The following is a 16533-nucleotide window of genomic DNA, read 5'->3' on the forward strand; positions in this document are numbered from 1 at the left end:
GTTCCTTTCAATTACCTCTTTTTATTTTTGTATCCTTTTTGTACAAGAAGCACAATCTATCCGTTTTATTTTATCATTACTTGACGAGAAAGAAAACCATTTCTCTCTATTTTACAGACATTTTCCTTTAAAAGAGGAACTTTTAAAGTTATTTTATGTATTTCTTTATTTTTTCTTTACTCCGTGCTTTAAAGATGTTTAAAGAGCTGAAATGCACGAAGGCATTTCAGCTCTTATTTTAAGCTTTAGTCTGTTTCAATCAAGCCATATTTGCCATCTTTACGACGGTAAACAATGCTTGTTCCATTTGTTTCAGCATCTTCAAAAATGAAGAAGTTGTGTCCTAACATGTTCATTTGTAAAACAGCTTCTTCACTGTCCATCGGTTTTAATGATAGACGTTTTGTACGAACGATGTCTAATTCTGAAGGTGTTTCTTCTGTTTCTTCACCAACTAAGAAGACAGCGGCTTTTGTATTGTTACGTCCTGTTTCACGAGATTTTCTGTTGATTTTTGTTTTAAATTTACGAATTTGTCGTTCTAATTTATCGACAACCAAATCAATACTTGCGTATAAATCAGGTGACGTTTCTTCAGCTCGTAAAACTAGATAAGGAAGAGGAATAGTAACCTCGACTTTGGCTGTTTTTTCAGTGTACACTTTCAAATTCACATGAACCGTTGCTTCAGGTGAATCGCTGAAATATCTTTCTAATTTACCGACTTTTTTCTCAACATAGTCTCGAATCGCTTCGGTTACCTCGATATTTTCTCCACGTACATTATATCTAAACATAACAATTACCCCTTTCATCTACCAGTAAAGAAAAGATTAAAGGACCACTCTTTAATTCCCTTCTTCTTAATTTCATTATATCGAATAATCTGGGTTTTGCCAACAAAATAGTCATCAAATTTATGAATTCTTTTCTTTTTACCGCGCGAGAGTAAACGTATTCAAACTTTTAGGATAACAGTCATTGATAACAGCAGCTGCGTGGAAAAGAGTTCGTCCAGTGGTATAGATGTCATCCACCAAAATAACAGAACAATTTTTTAATTTTTTTTGGTTTTCTTTTTGGATGGCAAATGGTTGTTGCAACTGCATCCTTTCCTTTCTAGTTTTCTTAGATTGCGGAACATTTTCCTCTTTTCTAATTAAAAAAGGGCTGTACGGAACATCAGCCGCTTCTAGTAAGCCAATTACTTGGTTGAAGCCTCGTTCTTGCATTCGTTTTTCGGATAAGGGCACCGGAATAATATAGTCCGCAGATTGTTGCTGAAAGTAAAAGTTGATTTCCTCGTTAAAACACATTCTTAAGCGGTAGTCTCCTTGAAATTTATAGCGTTCCATCCACTCTTGCATTCCTTCATCATAATGAAACAACGCTGCATTATGAAAAGAATACTCTGGATAAAGCAGCTGCCACCTTTGACAATCAAAACAATAGCGCTCTTGGCTGACGCGACTACAGCCAAAACAAGTGCCTGTCATTGGCAGTTTCTGGAACTTTGCTTGGCAGTGCTGGCAAAGTGAAGGGCTCATCCATTTGTTAAAACGTAAGAGCATTTTTAATGTTATCTCCAAACGAATGGGGCTTGCGCAATTTTTACAATCCATCTAACATCCCTCTTTTGCTAGCCAAGCGATTCATTTGCTTTATTTGCCGAATTGCCTCTTTCATGTCTCTTGTTTCCCCATCATGTAAAAATAAAACTTCGCCGTAATTGAATTCTTGTCTTCGATCGACTCGGCCCGCAATTTGGACAAGTGTTGAAGAAGTGAAGACTCGATGATTGGCACCATAAACAATAACTGAGACTGCATCAAAAGTCACACCACGTTCTAAAATGGTTGTAGTGATCAAAATATCCGTTTTCTGCTGACGCATTGCTTGAACTTTTTCCAGGCGAAGCTCATCACTACCATAAACAGCGACAACTTCTTTGTCGGAAAATCGCTCAGCTATTAATGCATGCAATTGGTGAATTAATGAAATGCTTGGGCAAAATAGTAAAACTGAATTACGCACCAATAAACGTTTCAAATGATGTGCAATGATTTTAATATTTTTGCTAGAAAGACGTTGCCACGACTGAACCCAAAATCGGCGTGGCACAGGTAATGGCCTACGGTGATATCTTGCTGGCAAAATACTGGCTGCTAACTTCTTTTGCTGTAAAAGCTTCCGCAATTCTTTCGTAGGGGTTGCTGTTAAGTACACCAAACTACTTCTTTTTTTTCGTGCGTTACGCACTCCATAATAAAGATGCTCGTTATTAACAAAAGGAAAAGAGTCGACTTCATCAACGATAAGTAAATCAAATGCTTGATGGAATTTCAATAATTGATGCGTGGTGCAAATCACTAGTTTCGTATAACGATACGGCTCTTGACTGTTTCCATGAAGTAAAGCAATTGCTTCGTGAGGAAAAACCGCTTGGATTCTGGGAAACAGTTCTAAGCAAACATCGACACGCGGCGAAGCCAGCGCAATTCGCCCACCTTCTTGTAAGGTTTGGTGCAAAACAGCAAATAACATTTCTGTTTTGCCTGCACCTGTAACTGCCCACACTAAGCGATTCTCTCTTGCTTTTGCTGTCTCACAAAGTTCAACCGAGATCGCTTGCTGTCCCTTTGTTAATTGTCCAGACCACTCAAAAAAGACAGTTCTTGGGCTATTGGGTCTTTCTGGTAAATGGCAAAATTTTTGACAAGAAGTCACACGGCCTAATTGAATGCACGCATGACAGTAGTATACATTTGTCGCCAGTCTGTTTTCTTTTTTGGATACGACTTCCCCGCACCGCTGACATTGAATTGTTAGGGGGGAACGCTCTAACATTGTTGGTAAATAAACCAGTTTTGTCTGTATTGAACGTTCTGATTCTTCAAAAATTATTTTACGTCCATGCAAGTCTTCCATGTTAACCACCTCAATTATAAAATACGCATTTCTCTAGCTTTTTTGCGAAAAAAAGACAAGTTGCTTTTTCGAAGATTCTCGAAAAAACAACTTGTTTTTACTCTTTTTTATCTGCTTGTGCTAACAAATCCAAGGCTTGTTCCAACACTTTTTCCCCGTTCATTAAGCCGTAATCAGACATGCTAATGACATCTGTTGGGATACCTTTTGGTGATAGACGCTTTTCAAAATCACTCTTCATATAACGAACTTGTGGACCTAACAATAACACATCGACTGGATTATTTTCTAAATTCGTTTCTGCTTCCGATGCAGAAGCCGCAAATATATGGGCATCTAAGCCTTGATTAAATGCTGCTTTTTGCATTTTTGTAACAAGTAAACTAGTACTCATTCCAGCGGAGCAAACTAACATAATTGTTTTTTTTGACATTTTAACAGCCCCTTTTACCATTGCCTTTTTCAATTTTCAACATTATCTATTAAAAATATTATAGTGTAAAGTTAATTTTTGTCAATCATTCTTGTTTTTTAAAGCGGATACAACCTTGGTTTAAACGTACCATGCTGATTTCAGTAATTTATTAAATACCACATATTCTTTTTCCAAATTCACTTGAACTACTTGGTAACTCGCATTCAACCAACCATAAGCGCCCTTTTCTGGATGCTTATAATCGTTCGCCCACCAATCGACATCTGTCTTAGCAGTTTTTGGTAAACCAGAATGAGGGAATAACAATTCATCAAACTGGGTAAAGGTCAAGGTAACTTGGGAACCGCCATTCGTTTTCAAATAATGAGTAATTGTATCATATTTTTTCTGTCGTGTATGTACCATTTCCAGCGCCTCCCTTTTCTCTATCATACCTTATTATAACGTTTTTTTCCAAAAATCTCACAAAAAAGATGAGAGAAAAAGTTGCTATTCAGTTGATTCTTTTTTATACTGACTTTATTACGAGAGAAAAGGATGCCCATATGTTAGAAAGCTATATTACAGTCAAACAAGATGGTTTCAGCGAGATTGAAATCAAGAAATCGCGGTTTATCTGTTCTGTAAAGCGCGTAACATCAGAAGAAGAAGCAAAAGCCTTTATCGCCGCAATAAAAAAAGAACATTGGAAAGCCAATCATAATTGTAGTGCTTTTGTGATCGGCGAAAAAAATGACATTCAGCGGAGCAGCGATGACGGCGAACCTAGTGGCACTGCTGGTGTTCCAATGCTGGAAGTCTTAAAGAAAAAAGAGTTAATCAACGTAGTGGCTGTTGTCACTCGTTATTTTGGCGGAATAAAATTAGGCACTGGTGGTTTAATCCGAGCATATAGTCATGCTCTTTCCCACACTTTAGATGAAATTGGTTTAGTCATTGGCAAATTGCAACAAGAGCTATTGATTACGATCGCCTATCCTTTATTAGGAAAAGCCCAAGCCTTTTTGGAACATAGTCCCTACACGCTTAAAGAAACTATTTACACAGAGTCTATTCAGTTAATTTGTTTAGTAGATGAACAAGCAACAGAAACATTTATAGCTGAAATGACGGATCTACTTAACGGTCAGTTGACAATTGAAAAAGGCGCAACGAGCTATCACGAACTACCATTTAACGAAAAAGGAGCACAAGCAAATGACATTTGAAGAAGTATTGCCACAGATTAAAGCAGGAAAAAAAGCCGTACGTAAAGGCTGGAGCGGTTTTGAACTTTTTATTGAATTACGTGATGAAATTGGCACCTCCGAAGGTGAATTTTTACAAGTTACCCCGTATTTTTTAATCAAAACTTCTGATGAAGGCTACAGCATGTTTTCACCAACACCTTGTGATGTCTTAGCAGAAGATTGGGTGATTGTTGAAGCATAACTACACACATAAGGTCTGGCAGATTACGGCGATTGCTCGTTCTTCCAGACCTTAATTTTTAAATGTTTAAAGGAGTTTTTCTTATGCCAAAAGAATTTGAAACAAAACGGGTGCTTGTAACTGGTGCAGCTTCAGGGATTGGCCAAGCACAAGCAATTGCCTTTGCTGAGCAAGGTGCTGAAGTTATTGGCATCGACCTAGACGAAACGGGGTTAAAGCAGACAGCCGCACTGGTTGACCCAGATTCTGCTAAGTCGTTTACTTATTTTGTCGGTGATGTGTCTTCTCCCTCATTTGTGCAAGCCACGATGAAACAAATTGTGAAAAACAACGGCCAAATTGATATTTTATTAAATACGGCAGGTATTTTAGATGATTATCGCCCTTCTCTAGAAACTTCGGAAGCTTTATGGGATCAAATTTTAGCAACCAATTTAAAAAGTGTCTTTTTAGTGACCAATGCTCTATTACCTTATTTCCTCCAACAAAAAAAAGGAGTAATCGTTAATATGGCATCTATCGCTGGCTTAGTAGCTGGGGGCGGCGGCGCAGCGTACACTGCCTCCAAACACGCAATCATCGGGTATACAAAACAACTTTCCTACGATTATGCCAAATTAGGCATTCGAGCAAATGCGATTGCGCCAGGTGCCATCCAAACACCCATGAACGCAGCTGATTTTGCAGGAGAAGGTGAAATGGCTACTTGGGTAGCAAGTGAAACACCTGCGGGCCGTTGGGCACAGCCACAAGAGGTAGCAAAACTTTCATTATTTCTAGCTAGTGATGACGCTGATTATATCCATGGCACAGTTATGACCATTGATGGTGGTTGGACCATGAAATAAAAAGACTTTACAGAGTGTCTGTTCTTCAGTAACATGTAACACAGTGAGGCAACTCACACCATAACACTTCAGTTGGCTTTGCTGCCCTTCCTTTGGTTATGGTTATCACTAAAACACGTCGTTGTTTTATAAAGGAGAATCTTAAATGAATCATTCATCAAATCCACAAACCAGTACGTGGTCAGCTACGGTTTTGGCTAAAATGGCGCTGGTTACCGCTTTGTATGTCGTTGTCACTGTACTTCTCGCTCCGCTTAGTTTTGGTCCGATACAGCTTCGTCTTGCCGAATTATTTAATTATTTAGGCGTTTTTAACAAGCGATATATCTGGTCCATTACGTTAGGGGTTGCGATTGCCAACACCGCTTCGCCTCTTGGTATCATCGATATAGTCATCGGTAGTGCTGGAACGTGCGCAGTCTTATGGATTGCCTATTTTGCGACAAAAAATCAGCAAAATTTATTGATTAAACTAATGCTGACGGCCATTCTTTTTGCTTTGTCCATGTTCACTGTCGCCGGACCTTTAACGTTCTTTTATCAGTTACCTTTTTGGTACACATGGTTGACCGTTGGACTTGGTGAACTTCTTTCAATGACAGTCGGCGGCATTCTGATTTACGTATTAAATAAAAAAATACAGCTTGTAAAACGCATCGAAGAATAAAAAAGCGCTTGGGGTTTAAACCCCAAGCGCTTTTTAGCACTATCCTTTAGGTTGAATGAAGTCTGCTTGCCATTTTCCAAGAGATGGATTGTAATCAAAATACCAAAGTTGTGAAAAATATTGTTTTTGATGCTTGTATCCCGATAAAACACGACCGCTTTGAGTATCTTCCTCGTAGTCAATACAAGAAAAATGAAGCATCAGTGAAAAACTGGTTTCACTAATATGATGATAATTCGAAGCTGGCGCTACTTTCACTTTTTTTACATGATTTCTGATGCCCGCTTGTTGATTTTCTTGTAATACTGCAAGATGTTTTTGATAAAGTTTTTCTGTATAGTTATCTTTGACTACAGACAAATTTTCTTGATCCCACGCTTGTTGTATTTCTAAAAACGTTTGTTGTATTTCTTTTAAGAGTGCCTTTTTTTCTTTTGATGTTCCAGGTAATGCTGCCCACATTTCTTGAAAAGCACCTTCATCGACTGGTTGATTTCTACGGCGTCTTTGCCAAATCATCGCGCCCCCAAAAAGAACAAAAAACACTGTTGAAATTAAGCCTTCCAGTGGCGTTGTGTTGCTGGTCCCGGTCTCGTTATGATGAACATAACTTCTTGATCCATCACCGCTTGGCGAAAAACCATTCGAGGGATTACCTCCGCTAGGACTTTCTACACGTCCGCCGCCATAGCCACCAGCTACAGCCGCCGCTTGATTAGGCCATAAACAAAAGGCCATGGCACAGCCCACAAAAACCAAAATTAACTTTCTCATTCTCTCACCTTTCGACCCCTTCAAACCAACAAATGAATAAATAGACGCAGAATACTAAACAAAGCGCCAAGATTAACAATGATTAATAATACCTTCAGCCATCTGCCATATGGTTGTACTGATTGATAACTTCGTTGATAAATACTTAAGCCAAACAGGACCGCTGGCCACATAAATATACTAGATCTTGGGCCAAATGAATTACCCTCGCCCCAAAAATTCACATGAATGGGCACATGAGCTGGTAAATCAGGATAGACCACCGCACTTAATAATAGTAAACTGACTGCTAAAATACTTGTAACAATAAACAATCCCTGACTAACTTTTTCAATCTGCTTTTCTCTCATTAATTTAGCTTTCTCCTCTAGTTTAATGATGGATATACTATCAGTTTATGCCTCCCTATCTGAATTTGCAATAAAAAAAAAGACAAGGAAACATCCAATTAAATGTCCTTGCCTCTGTTTTTGAAAATCCTAAATCAAGCCTTTCACGCCTATATCTTTTCGATAGTACATTCCAGGAAATGAGTAATTATCCAATGTTTGATAAACTTTTTTGTGGGCTTCTTCAAGAGTCGAAGCAGTTGCTTCTGCTAAAAAGATTCGTCCGCCAGCCGAAACCAAAGCCTGTTCTGAACGAGTTACCCCTGCATAATAGATGGTTTCACCAGACATTTCGGGCAATGGTAGATTTGTCTTGTATTGATTAGGATAGCCTTCTGCTGCTACAACAACACCAACACTCGCTAACTCATTCCATGCAATCGTTGGTTGCTCTTTCGCCAGCAATGAAGAAATTATTTCTGAAAGGGGACTCTCTAAACGTGCCAACACAACTTGTGTTTCTGGATCCCCAAATCGAGCATTAAATTCAATAACCTTGGGGCCAGTTGCTGTTTGGATTAAACCAGCATATAAAATCCCTTGAAACGGACGTTTTTCAGCCACCATTCCTTTAGCAGTCGGTTTCAGGACTTGGCTAATGGCTTGCTGAACCGCTTCTTCTGGGATCTGAGGCACTGGTGTGTAAGCACCCATCCCCCCTGTATTCGGCCCAGCATCCCCATCGAAAATCCGCTTATGATCTTGAGCAATCACCATCGGATATACCTTCTCATTAGAAACAAAGGCCATTAAGGAAAATTCTTCTCCTTGCAAAAATTCTTCGATTACAACCGTTTGACCGCTTGCTCCAAATTGTTGGTCCTCCATCATCGCAACTAGCGCCCGTTTTGCGGCTGTTTTTGTTTCGGCAACTACTACTCCTTTTCCAGCTGCCAAACCATCTGCCTTAATAACAATTGGTACTCCTTGCTGTTCAATATATTCTAAGGCAGGTGCCAAACGTCGAAAGACCCGATATTCTGCCGTTGGAATCTGGTATTTTTGCATAAAATCTTTCGCAAAACTTTTTGAACCTTCAATTATTGCAGCTGCTTTTGTCGGGCCAAAAATCAGTAATCCCGCTGCTTGAAAGGCATCTACAATCCCTTCAATTAATGGCGTTTCCGGTCCGACGAATGTCCAATCAATCTGATTATCCTTCGCAAATTGAATTAGTTCCGTTTGCTGCTCTTCACTGATAGGTACAGTCCGAATATTATCACCACTCATACCAGGATTACCTGGTGCACAATAAACAGTCTTGACTTTGTCTTCTCGCTGTAATTTTTTGGCGATTGCATGTTCACGACCACCACGCCCAATCACTAATATATTCATCGGTTTCTCCTTTAAAAATTAATGTTTGAAATGACGAGTCCCAGTAAAAATCATCGCAATGCCATAATGATTCGCTAGATCGATTGATGCTTGGTCTTTAATGCTCCCGCCTGGCTGAATAATTGCTTGAATACCATGTTGTGCAGCATATTCCACGCTATCTGCCATGGGGAAAAAGGCATCACTTGCTAAGACGGCCCCTTGTAATTTTCCAGCTGCTTGGGCTTGATCAACTGCAATTTTTACTGAACCAATTCGATTCATTTGACCAGCGCCAATCCCCACCGTTTGGCTTTCATTGGCTAAAACAATAGCGTTTGATTTTACATGCTTGACTGCTTTCCAAGCAAAGTTCAAGGCGTCTCTTTCGGCTGGTGTGGGTTGGCGCTCTGTAACAACTTGCCATGCTTGGTCATTTTCAACAACTGTATCTTGTTCTTGAATTAATAACCCGCCCATAACAGAAACTAATTCCACCGCTTTTTTTTCTTGAGCATGAAAATCTAACGTTAACAAACGAAGATTCTTTTTCTGAGATAACAGTGCCAGAGCTTCTTCTTCAAAACTAGGCGCAATAATTATCTCTAAAAAGATTTGATGCATTTCAGCCGCAGTCGCTTGGTCCACTGGACGATTCAAAACAACAATGCCACCAAAAATTGAAACTGGATCTGCTTCAAATGCCTGACGATAGGCTGCCAAAATCGTTTTTCCTGTTCCAATTCCACATGGGTTCATATGTTTAACAGCGACGACCGTAGGTTCTGTAAACTCGCTAGCAATCCGGAGCGCTGCATCAGCATCTCGAATATTATTATATGAAAGTTCTTTGCCATGAAGTTGTCGAGCGGAAGCAATGGATAATGATACAGGTACAACGGATTGATAAAAGGTGGCCTGTTGATGGCTATTTTCACCATAGCGCAATGTTTGCTTACGTTCATAAGTAAGCGTCTGTTTCTCTGGTTCAGTTTCACCCACTTGCGTCGTTAAATAGTCAGCGATAAGCGCGTCATAAGCAGCGGTATGACGAAAGACTTTTGCTGCTAATCTTTTTCTAGTGGCTAACTGGCTAGTTCCAGTGCTGCTAATTTCACTTAATACCTGTTCATAATCACTAGGATCAACCACTGCTGTTACGTCTTGATAATTTTTTGCCGCTGAACGTAACATGCTAGGACCGCCAATATCAATCATTTCAATCGCTTCTGCTTCAGAAATCGCTGGTTTTAAAATTGTTTCTTTAAATGGATAAAGATTCACTACTACAAGGTCAATAAAGTGAATGCCTTGTTCAGTCAGTGCTTTTTGATGCGCTTGGTTTCCCCTTTTTGCCAAAAGTCCGCCATGGATATTCGGATGTAACGTTTTGACACGGCCATCTAACATTTCTGGAAAGCCAGTGATGTCGTCAATAGCAAGTGTCGGTACCCCCGCTTCTTCTAAGACAGTCCTTGTTCCCCCAGTAGAGATAATTTCAAAGCCATTTGCAACTAAGCCTGCTGCAAATGTTGTCACTCCTGTTTTGTCTGAAACGCTAATCAATGCTCTTTTGGTCATTTCATTGTCTCCTTTACAATTTGTGAAATTATTTTTGGGTACCATTCGTGCTCAAGAGCATGAATTTTCTCTGTTAATGTGTCCAATGTATCTTCAGTATCAATCTTGGTGGTTGTTTGGAAAATAATCGGTCCTGTATCAACCCCAGAGTCAACATAATGGATAGTGATTCCTGTTATTTTCACTCCATAATGAAATGCCTCTTCAATTCCGTGAAGACCTGGAAAACTAGGTAACAGCGAAGGATGAATATTGACGATTCTCTTTGGATAAGCCTCCAGTAAAGTCTTGCCGATAATTCTCAAATAACCAGCTAACACGATTAAATCGATCTGATGCTCTTTTAAATGTTTCAATACTTGTTCTTCATACTGCCCACGAGATGGAAAATCAGATGGCGAAAAGCAAACAACGGGAATCTTGCGTTTTTGGGCACGGGTCAATACATAGGCTTCAGGCTGGTCACAAAAGACTAAGCTCAACTGCCCTGCAATTTTTTTTTGGGAAAAAGCTGCAGCAATCGCCTCAAAATTGCTACCATTGCCAGATGCAAAAACAGCTATCTTCATAAGGCTTCCTTAAAAATAACGGCTTTCGTTTTCCTAGGTACCAAACGACCAATTTCAAAAGCTTCTGGCAAAAGCTCCTGAACTTTTTCAACATGCTCTGGACTCACCGCTAAAATCATCCCTAAGCCCATATTGAAAATTTCATACATTTCTTCAGATGGAATTTCACCGTATTTTTGAATCAATTTAAAAATTGGTAGCACTGGCCAACTATTTAATTGAATCTCTGCAGCTAATGAAGAAGGAAACATTCTTGGTAGATTTTCTAAAAACCCGCCGCCAGTAATATGCGCAGCACCATGCACGAGTCCTGCTTTTAACAATGGCAATAATTCCTTCACGTAAATTTTTGTTGGTGTTAATAATTCTTCCCCTAACGTTTTGGGTGCCAATTCTGGAAGCTTGTCCGTTGTTTTAAACGAATGTTTCTTAAAAAAAACATTTCTTACTAAAGAGTAACCATTAGAATGAAGACCACTTGAAGGAAGACCAATCAAGAAATCGCCTTCTTTTACGTTACTTGGAGTCAAGAGTTGACTTTTCTCAGCAATACCCACGGCAAAACCAGCTACGTCATAAGCATCTACTTCATACATATCAGGCATTTCAGCTGTTTCGCCCCCAATTAAGGCTGCATTCGCCTCACAACAGCCAGCCGCAACACCCGCAACAATTGCTTCAACTTTAGCTGGATTAACGGTCCCTAACGCTAAATAATCTAAAAAATATAACGGTTCGGCGCCTTGTGCGACGACATCATTGACACACATTGCTACACAATCAATTCCGATTGTCTCGTGTTTCTGTTCTTCAATTGCCAAGAGTAACTTTGTGCCTACGCCATCCGTTCCTGATACCAAAACTGGTTCTTTAAGCTTGTAACTACTTAAATCAAAACAACCACCAAAACCACCAAGCATGCCCAACGTTCCCGTCCGTTGTGTCTTTTGGCTATGCTTTTGAATTCGTTCCACTACTTCGTATCCCGCCTCAACATTTACGCCAGCTTTTGAATAGGCATTTTCCATGTCAATTCCTCCTAGTTTCTTTTTTCAAGGATGCTTGATATTGTTCTTCATAATCATACAAAGGCGTTGGATAGTCTCCATTAAAGTAAGCCATACACAGCCCAGAATAAGGAGCATCATAATTTAATTGAATCCCATCAATCAGCCCTGCTTCACTCAAAAAAGCCAGCGAATCTGCGCCAATCTGCTCTTTGATCTCTTCAATTGAATAGTTTGCCGCAATTAGTTCGTCCCGCGTCTGTATATCAATGCCATAAAAACACGGATATTTTAATGGTGGTGAAGCAATTCTGACATGAACTTCTTGCGCTTCTGCTTCTTTTAATAAATGAATAATGCGTCGAATAGTGGTCCCGCGAACAATCGAATCATCTACTAAAATGACTTTTTTTCCTTTGACCACGCCACGAACTGCCGATAGTTTCATACGGACACCTTGTTCTCTTAATTCTTGTGTCGGCTGAATGAATGTTCGAGCGACATATTGATTTTTTACTAAACCTAGTTCGTAAGGAATCCGTGCTTCTTCTGCATAGCCGCTAGCTGCAGACAATGACGAGTTTGGTACCCCAATTACCATATCAGCTGCGACTGGACTTTCGATTGCCAAGTTCTTCCCCATTCTTTTACGAGCTGTATGCACATTAACTCCAGCAATAGTTGAATCTGGTCGTGCAAAATAAATATATTCCATTGCGCAAATCGCTGGTTGGACTTCCGTAGTGAAAACCTCTATTTTCAAGCCTTCATCAGAAATGATGACTACTTCACCAGGCGCCACATCTTGAATAAAGCGAGCCCCAACTGTTTCTAATGCACACGTTTCGGATGCCACAACGTACGCCCCATTGTTCATTTGTCCGATGGAGAGAGGGCGAAAGCCATTGGGATCGAGTGCAGCAATCATCATCGTTTCTGTTAATAAAAGATAAGCAAAGCCCCCCTTAACCAAATTCAAGCTCTCTTTTAGTTTATCGAGAAACGAGGCAGCAGTGCTTTTTCGAATCAAGTGCATTAAAATTTCAGTGTCTGAATTGGAATGAAAAATAGCGCCTTCTATTTCTAGTTGTTTTCGTAAACGCTTGGCATTTGTCAAATTGCCATTGTGTGCTAACCCAATTTGACTATCATAAAATTTAAATAAAAATGGCTGAATATTATCCACGCTACCCGTACCAGCGGTTGCATAGCGTACATGACCAATAGCCGCCGTTCCTTCTAACGCATTCAGTTGTTCTTGCTTTTGGAATACTTCTGCTAATAAACCTAAATCACGGTGGCCATCTAATTTCCCAGAATTGTTCGCCACAATTCCCGCGCCTTCTTGGCCTCGATGCTGCAAGCTGTGTAAGCCAAAATAGGTCACGTGTGCCGCATCAGGATGACCCCAAATACCAAAAATACCACACTCTTCATTTAAGCTTTTTGCTTCATAAGACATGGAATCGCATCCTCCCATAAGGCTTTGGCTTCTTTTGTTGAACAATTGATCACATCATCTAACGCATTGATGACCAAACCAGTTTCAGTCACTTTCCCAATGTGTTGGGCTTTTTTTCCAATTAGTGTTTCAAATTCTTCTTGATGCTGGGGACTAACTGAAAGAATAAAACGGGATTGCGTCTCCGCAAATAGATATTCTTTTTTTAATGGCAGTATCACCTGTAACCCCAGTTCGTTAGCAAAAGCCGACTCGGCTAAAGCAACGGCAACGCCGCCTTCAGCGCAATCATGCGCGCTAGCAACTAGGCCTGCTTGAATTGCTTTTAAAACTAATTCTTGGTTTGCTTTTTCCTCTTTTAAATCAAATGAGCGTAATTGCCCTTCAATTCGGCCCAGTTGCATTTTTTGAATTTCTGAGCCGTTAAAATCTGCGTGGGTTTCACCGATGAGATAAATTAAGTCATCCACTTGTTTAAACGCTTGTGTGGTAATTTGTGAAACATCTTCAATCACGCCCACCATGCCAATCATCGGCGTAGGGTAAATGGCTTGACCATCTGTTTCATTGTAAAGAGAGACGTTCCCTGAAATCACGGGTGTTCCTAGCTGACGGCAGGCTGCGGCGATTCCATCCGCCGACGTCCATAATTCCCAAAAACTTTCTGGTTTATCAGGGGAACCATAATTCAAACAATCAGTGATAGCCAAAGGTTGTGCTCCACTTGCTACAATATTACGGGCTGCTTCTGCAACCGCAATTTGCCCACCAATTTCAGGATTTAAATACAAATAACGGCTATTACAATCTGTTGTCATCGCTAAGGCTTTATTGGTGCCCCGCACTCTTAAAACAGCTGCATCACTTCCTGGTTGCACCACTGTATTCGTTTGTACTTGACTATCATAGGTTTCGTAAACTGATTTTTTCGATGCAATCGTTGGCTGTTGCAATAGGCGTTTTAATAATTCCGTACTATTCGTAATTTCTGGAATGAAGGGCGCTAATTTTTTAAAAGCACGCATCCGTTCTGGTTCTTGATAGGCTTTCTGGTAAACAGGTGCTTCTTCTGCCAAAGCATCTACTGGTACATCTGCGACTATTTTGCCACCGTGAAAGACACGATACTGTCCATCATCTGTTACGGAGCCAATCGCTACCGCTTCTAAGTTATACGTTTGAAACAATTCACAAGCTTGCTGTTCTGCTCCTTTTTCCACACAGATTAACATCCGTTCTTGGGACTCAGACAAGAGCATTTCATAGGGGCTCATCTGCGTCTCTCTCTGTGGAACTTTATCTAGCTCTAGAATCAAGCCTGAACCTGCTTTTGATGCCATTTCAGCACTTGAAGAAACCAAGCCAGCCGCCCCCATATCTTGGATGCCGATTAAAATATCCTGATGATTTTTGATTAAATCAAGACAAGCTTCCAATAATAATTTTTCCATAAACGGATCACCTACTTGTACCGCAGATCGTTGCTGTTCTTCACCTTCACTAAATTCTTCTGAAGCAAAGGTCGCACCGTGAATTCCATCTCGTCCTGTTTTTGCACCTACATAAAGAATGCTATTTCCGACGCCTTTTGCTTGGCCTTTTTGAATCTCATCATGACGAATCAATCCCACACACATAGCATTAACAAGTGGGTTTCCTTGATAACATGGCTCAAAAGCAATTTCGCCGCCAACGGTTGGAATACCAATACAATTTCCATAACCGCTAATCCCCGCCACAACTTCTTGAAACAAATAACGTGTTCGTGCATCCGTCAGTTCGCCAAATCTTAACGAATCCAGTAAAGCAATCGGCCGCGCCCCCATACTGAAAATATCGCGAATAATTCCACCAACGCCTGTAGCTGCTCCTTCGTAAGGTTCTACTGCAGAAGGATGATTATGGCTCTCTGCTTTAAAAACAACAGCTAATCCGTCACCAATATCGACAATCCCAGCTCCTTCACCAGGGCCTTGAAGCACTTGTGGCCCTTCCGTCGGAAACTTTTTTAAAACGGGCTTGGAATTTTTGTAAGAGCAATGTTCACTCCACATCACGGAGAATAAGCCAGTTTCTGTATAATTAGGTTCTCTTTGCAAAATGGTCTCAATCTGATGATATTCTTCATCTGTTAGTCCCCATTCTGCATACAACCGTGTCTCCTTGATTTCTTTTGGTGTTGGTTCATTCATCATTGGCTTAATTCCTTTCCAAAGTTTTTAATGATTGAAGCAAAAAAGCTGCGTCCATCTGTTGAACCTAACAATTCTTCCATCGCTCGTTCCGGATGAGGCATCATTCCTAGAACATTGCCCTGTTCATTACAAATACCAGCAATATTCGCAAGACTACCGTTCACCTTTTCTTGATACGTAAAAACAATTTGGTTCTTTTCTTTCAGCTCTTTCAACGTTTTTTCATCACAATAGTAATTCCCTTCGCCATGCGCTACTGGTAAATGTATCGAAACATTTTCAGGATACTCGCTTGTAAACTTTGTGTGCGTATTCACTTTCAATGGGACACTTTTACAAATAAAACGAAGCGAATCATTTCTTAGCAACGTGCCAGGAAGTAAGCCAATTTCTGTTAAAATTTGAAAGCCATTACAAGTACCAAAAACCATTTTGCCTTCTGCAGCAAAGCGAATCACCTCATTGATAATTGGCGAAAACCGAGCAATTGCACCACAACGTAAGTAATCGCCATAAGAAAAACCACCAGGCAATAACACGCCATCAAATTTTGCTAAAGAAGTGGCATCGTGTCGGACAAATTCTGCATCGACGCCCATCACCTCTTTGACAGCCCACAATAAGTCTGCATCACAATTGGATCCTGGAAAAACAATCACTGCCAATTTCATTTAAATTTCCTCCAAAGATAAAATTTCAAAACGATAGGATTCCATATTTACATTGGCTAATAGTTGATCACAAATTTGTTCAATTTTCTCTTCAATTGCTTCTGTCTGCTGGACGTGCATTTCAAAATACTTACCGACACGGATTTCGGCTACTTCTGTAAAACCAAGCCGATGGACTGCTTCCTTAACCGCTTCACCTTGGGGATCCAAAATTGATTCTTTATACGTAACATAGACTTTTACAAAATACATACGCGC

19 protein-coding genes are annotated in these 16533 nt (G+C 40.2%); 4 read left to right on the forward strand and 15 right to left on the reverse strand.

Annotated features, from left to right (window positions below):
• Positions 1–245: 245 nt before the first annotated feature.
• The 5 genes from hpf to IGJ41_RS07810 all read right to left on the reverse strand — a co-directional run bounded on the left by hpf (position 246) and on the right by IGJ41_RS07810 (position 3769).
• On the reverse strand, positions 246–797 hold the full coding sequence (hpf, locus tag IGJ41_RS07790) for a ribosome hibernation-promoting factor, HPF/YfiA family (protein ID WP_002357293.1): 552 nt from the start codon (positions 795–797) through the stop codon (positions 246–248).
• 138 nt (positions 798–935) lie between these two features.
• Positions 936–1622 (reverse strand): ComF family protein, encoded by a 687-nt coding sequence (locus IGJ41_RS07795; protein WP_153853969.1) that lies wholly within the window; start codon positions 1620–1622, stop codon positions 936–938.
• Positions 1612–2928: a DEAD/DEAH box helicase gene (locus IGJ41_RS07800; protein WP_002381824.1), complete on the reverse strand. Its 1317-nt coding sequence runs from the start codon at positions 2926–2928 to the stop codon at positions 1612–1614. Before IGJ41_RS07800 ends, IGJ41_RS07795 begins: the two co-directional genes overlap by 11 nt.
• Positions 2929–3025: 97 nt before the next feature.
• Positions 3026–3361: a PTS sugar transporter subunit IIB gene (locus IGJ41_RS07805; RefSeq protein ID WP_002381823.1), complete on the reverse strand. Its 336-nt coding sequence runs from the start codon at positions 3359–3361 to the stop codon at positions 3026–3028.
• A 120-nt stretch (positions 3362–3481) separates the two neighbouring features.
• A complete protein-coding gene (locus tag IGJ41_RS07810; protein WP_002357286.1) occupies positions 3482–3769 on the reverse strand; it encodes a DUF7662 domain-containing protein in 288 nt (95 codons plus the stop codon).
• Between the two features lie 140 nt (positions 3770–3909).
• Here IGJ41_RS07810 and IGJ41_RS07815 point away from each other — a divergent pair, with 140 nt between their 5' ends.
• The 4 genes from IGJ41_RS07815 (at position 3910) to IGJ41_RS07830 (ending at position 6310) form a co-directional block, all read left to right on the forward strand.
• Entirely contained in the window at positions 3910–4572 is a 663-nt protein-coding gene (locus IGJ41_RS07815) for a YigZ family protein (RefSeq protein ID WP_002357285.1), read from the forward strand.
• Positions 4562–4795 carry a DUF2829 domain-containing protein gene (locus tag IGJ41_RS07820; RefSeq protein ID WP_002357284.1) on the forward strand — a complete coding sequence of 78 codons (234 nt, stop codon included), beginning with the start codon at positions 4562–4564 and terminating at the stop codon, positions 4793–4795. Before IGJ41_RS07815 ends, IGJ41_RS07820 begins: the two co-directional genes overlap by 11 nt.
• A gap of 62 nt (positions 4796–4857) precedes the next feature.
• Positions 4858–5643 carry a 3-oxoacyl-ACP reductase gene (locus IGJ41_RS07825; RefSeq protein ID WP_173963764.1) on the forward strand — a complete coding sequence of 262 codons (786 nt, stop codon included), beginning with the start codon at positions 4858–4860 and terminating at the stop codon, positions 5641–5643.
• A 145-nt stretch (positions 5644–5788) separates the two neighbouring features.
• Positions 5789–6310: a QueT transporter family protein gene (locus IGJ41_RS07830; protein ID WP_002381821.1), complete on the forward strand. Its 522-nt coding sequence runs from the start codon at positions 5789–5791 to the stop codon at positions 6308–6310.
• 39 nt (positions 6311–6349) lie between these two features.
• Here IGJ41_RS07830 and IGJ41_RS07835 read toward each other — a convergent pair whose 3' ends face one another.
• The 10 genes from IGJ41_RS07835 to purS form a co-directional block, all read right to left on the reverse strand.
• Positions 6350–7084, reverse strand: a complete 735-nt coding sequence (locus IGJ41_RS07835) for a TIM44-like domain-containing protein (protein ID WP_002381820.1) — start codon at positions 7082–7084, stop codon at positions 6350–6352.
• Positions 7085–7104: 20 nt separating this feature from the next.
• Positions 7105–7434 carry a DUF1648 domain-containing protein gene (locus IGJ41_RS07840; protein WP_010708721.1) on the reverse strand — a complete coding sequence of 110 codons (330 nt, stop codon included), beginning with the start codon at positions 7432–7434 and terminating at the stop codon, positions 7105–7107.
• Between the two features lie 129 nt (positions 7435–7563).
• A complete protein-coding gene (gene purD / locus IGJ41_RS07845) occupies positions 7564–8811 on the reverse strand; it encodes a phosphoribosylamine--glycine ligase (RefSeq protein WP_173963765.1) in 1248 nt (415 codons plus the stop codon).
• Between the two features lie 18 nt (positions 8812–8829).
• The gene (gene purH / locus IGJ41_RS07850; protein WP_002369277.1) at positions 8830–10416 is read right to left on the reverse strand and encodes a bifunctional phosphoribosylaminoimidazolecarboxamide formyltransferase/IMP cyclohydrolase; all 1587 of its coding nucleotides are present in this window, start codon (positions 10414–10416) and stop codon (positions 8830–8832) included.
• Positions 10368–10940: a phosphoribosylglycinamide formyltransferase gene (purN, locus tag IGJ41_RS07855; RefSeq protein WP_002366811.1), complete on the reverse strand. Its 573-nt coding sequence runs from the start codon at positions 10938–10940 to the stop codon at positions 10368–10370. The genes purH and purN overlap by 49 nt, the downstream gene beginning before the upstream one ends.
• Positions 10937–11968: a phosphoribosylformylglycinamidine cyclo-ligase gene (gene purM / locus IGJ41_RS07860; RefSeq protein WP_002408888.1), complete on the reverse strand. Its 1032-nt coding sequence runs from the start codon at positions 11966–11968 to the stop codon at positions 10937–10939. The genes purN and purM overlap by 4 nt, the downstream gene beginning before the upstream one ends.
• A gap of 1 nt (position 11969) precedes the next feature.
• On the reverse strand, positions 11970–13409 hold the full coding sequence (gene purF / locus IGJ41_RS07865) for an amidophosphoribosyltransferase (protein WP_104855520.1): 1440 nt from the start codon (positions 13407–13409) through the stop codon (positions 11970–11972).
• Positions 13385–15604 (reverse strand): phosphoribosylformylglycinamidine synthase subunit PurL, encoded by a 2220-nt coding sequence (gene purL, locus IGJ41_RS07870; protein ID WP_104855521.1) that lies wholly within the window; start codon positions 15602–15604, stop codon positions 13385–13387. Before purL ends, purF begins: the two co-directional genes overlap by 25 nt.
• On the reverse strand, positions 15601–16275 hold the full coding sequence (gene purQ, locus IGJ41_RS07875) for a phosphoribosylformylglycinamidine synthase subunit PurQ (RefSeq protein WP_002364085.1): 675 nt from the start codon (positions 16273–16275) through the stop codon (positions 15601–15603). The genes purL and purQ overlap by 4 nt, the downstream gene beginning before the upstream one ends.
• Positions 16276–16527: a phosphoribosylformylglycinamidine synthase subunit PurS gene (purS, locus tag IGJ41_RS07880; RefSeq protein WP_002357271.1), complete on the reverse strand. Its 252-nt coding sequence runs from the start codon at positions 16525–16527 to the stop codon at positions 16276–16278.
• Between the last annotated feature and the right edge of the window lie 6 nt (positions 16528–16533).

The sequence above is a fragment of the Enterococcus sp. DIV1537a genome (assembly GCF_051712085.1).
Classification (GTDB): Bacteria; Bacillota; Bacilli; order Lactobacillales; family Enterococcaceae; genus Enterococcus; species Enterococcus faecalis.

Bases quoted from the DNA above. Each gene is read 5' to 3' on its own strand.
- hpf (WP_002357293.1), bottom strand. From the start codon at position 797: ATGTTTAGATATAATGTACGTGGAGAAAATATCGAGGTAACCGAAGCG.
- IGJ41_RS07795 (WP_153853969.1), bottom strand. From the start codon at position 1,622: ATGGATTGTAAAAATTGCGCAAGCCCCATTCGTTTGGAGATAACATTA.
- IGJ41_RS07800 (WP_002381824.1), bottom strand. From the start codon at position 2,928: ATGGAAGACTTGCATGGACGTAAAATAATTTTTGAAGAATCAGAACGT.
- IGJ41_RS07805 (WP_002381823.1), bottom strand. From the start codon at position 3,361: ATGTCAAAAAAAACAATTATGTTAGTTTGCTCCGCTGGAATGAGTACT.
- IGJ41_RS07810 (WP_002357286.1), bottom strand. From the start codon at position 3,769: ATGGTACATACACGACAGAAAAAATATGATACAATTACTCATTATTTG.
- IGJ41_RS07815 (WP_002357285.1), top strand. From the start codon at position 3,910: ATGTTAGAAAGCTATATTACAGTCAAACAAGATGGTTTCAGCGAGATT.
- IGJ41_RS07820 (WP_002357284.1), top strand. From the start codon at position 4,562: ATGACATTTGAAGAAGTATTGCCACAGATTAAAGCAGGAAAAAAAGCC.
- IGJ41_RS07825 (WP_173963764.1), top strand. From the start codon at position 4,858: ATGTTTAAAGGAGTTTTTCTTATGCCAAAAGAATTTGAAACAAAACGG.
- IGJ41_RS07830 (WP_002381821.1), top strand. From the start codon at position 5,789: ATGAATCATTCATCAAATCCACAAACCAGTACGTGGTCAGCTACGGTT.
- IGJ41_RS07835 (WP_002381820.1), bottom strand. From the start codon at position 7,084: ATGAGAAAGTTAATTTTGGTTTTTGTGGGCTGTGCCATGGCCTTTTGT.
- IGJ41_RS07840 (WP_010708721.1), bottom strand. From the start codon at position 7,434: ATGAGAGAAAAGCAGATTGAAAAAGTTAGTCAGGGATTGTTTATTGTT.
- purD (WP_173963765.1), bottom strand. From the start codon at position 8,811: ATGAATATATTAGTGATTGGGCGTGGTGGTCGTGAACATGCAATCGCC.
- purH (WP_002369277.1), bottom strand. From the start codon at position 10,416: ATGGTACCCAAAAATAATTTCACAAATTGTAAAGGAGACAATGAAATG.
- purN (WP_002366811.1), bottom strand. From the start codon at position 10,940: ATGAAGATAGCTGTTTTTGCATCTGGCAATGGTAGCAATTTTGAGGCG.
- purM (WP_002408888.1), bottom strand. From the start codon at position 11,968: ATGGAAAATGCCTATTCAAAAGCTGGCGTAAATGTTGAGGCGGGATAC.
- purF (WP_104855520.1), bottom strand. From the start codon at position 13,409: ATGTCTTATGAAGCAAAAAGCTTAAATGAAGAGTGTGGTATTTTTGGT.
- purL (WP_104855521.1), bottom strand. From the start codon at position 15,604: ATGATGAATGAACCAACACCAAAAGAAATCAAGGAGACACGGTTGTAT.
- purQ (WP_002364085.1), bottom strand. From the start codon at position 16,275: ATGAAATTGGCAGTGATTGTTTTTCCAGGATCCAATTGTGATGCAGAC.
- purS (WP_002357271.1), bottom strand. From the start codon at position 16,527: ATGTATTTTGTAAAAGTCTATGTTACGTATAAAGAATCAATTTTGGAT.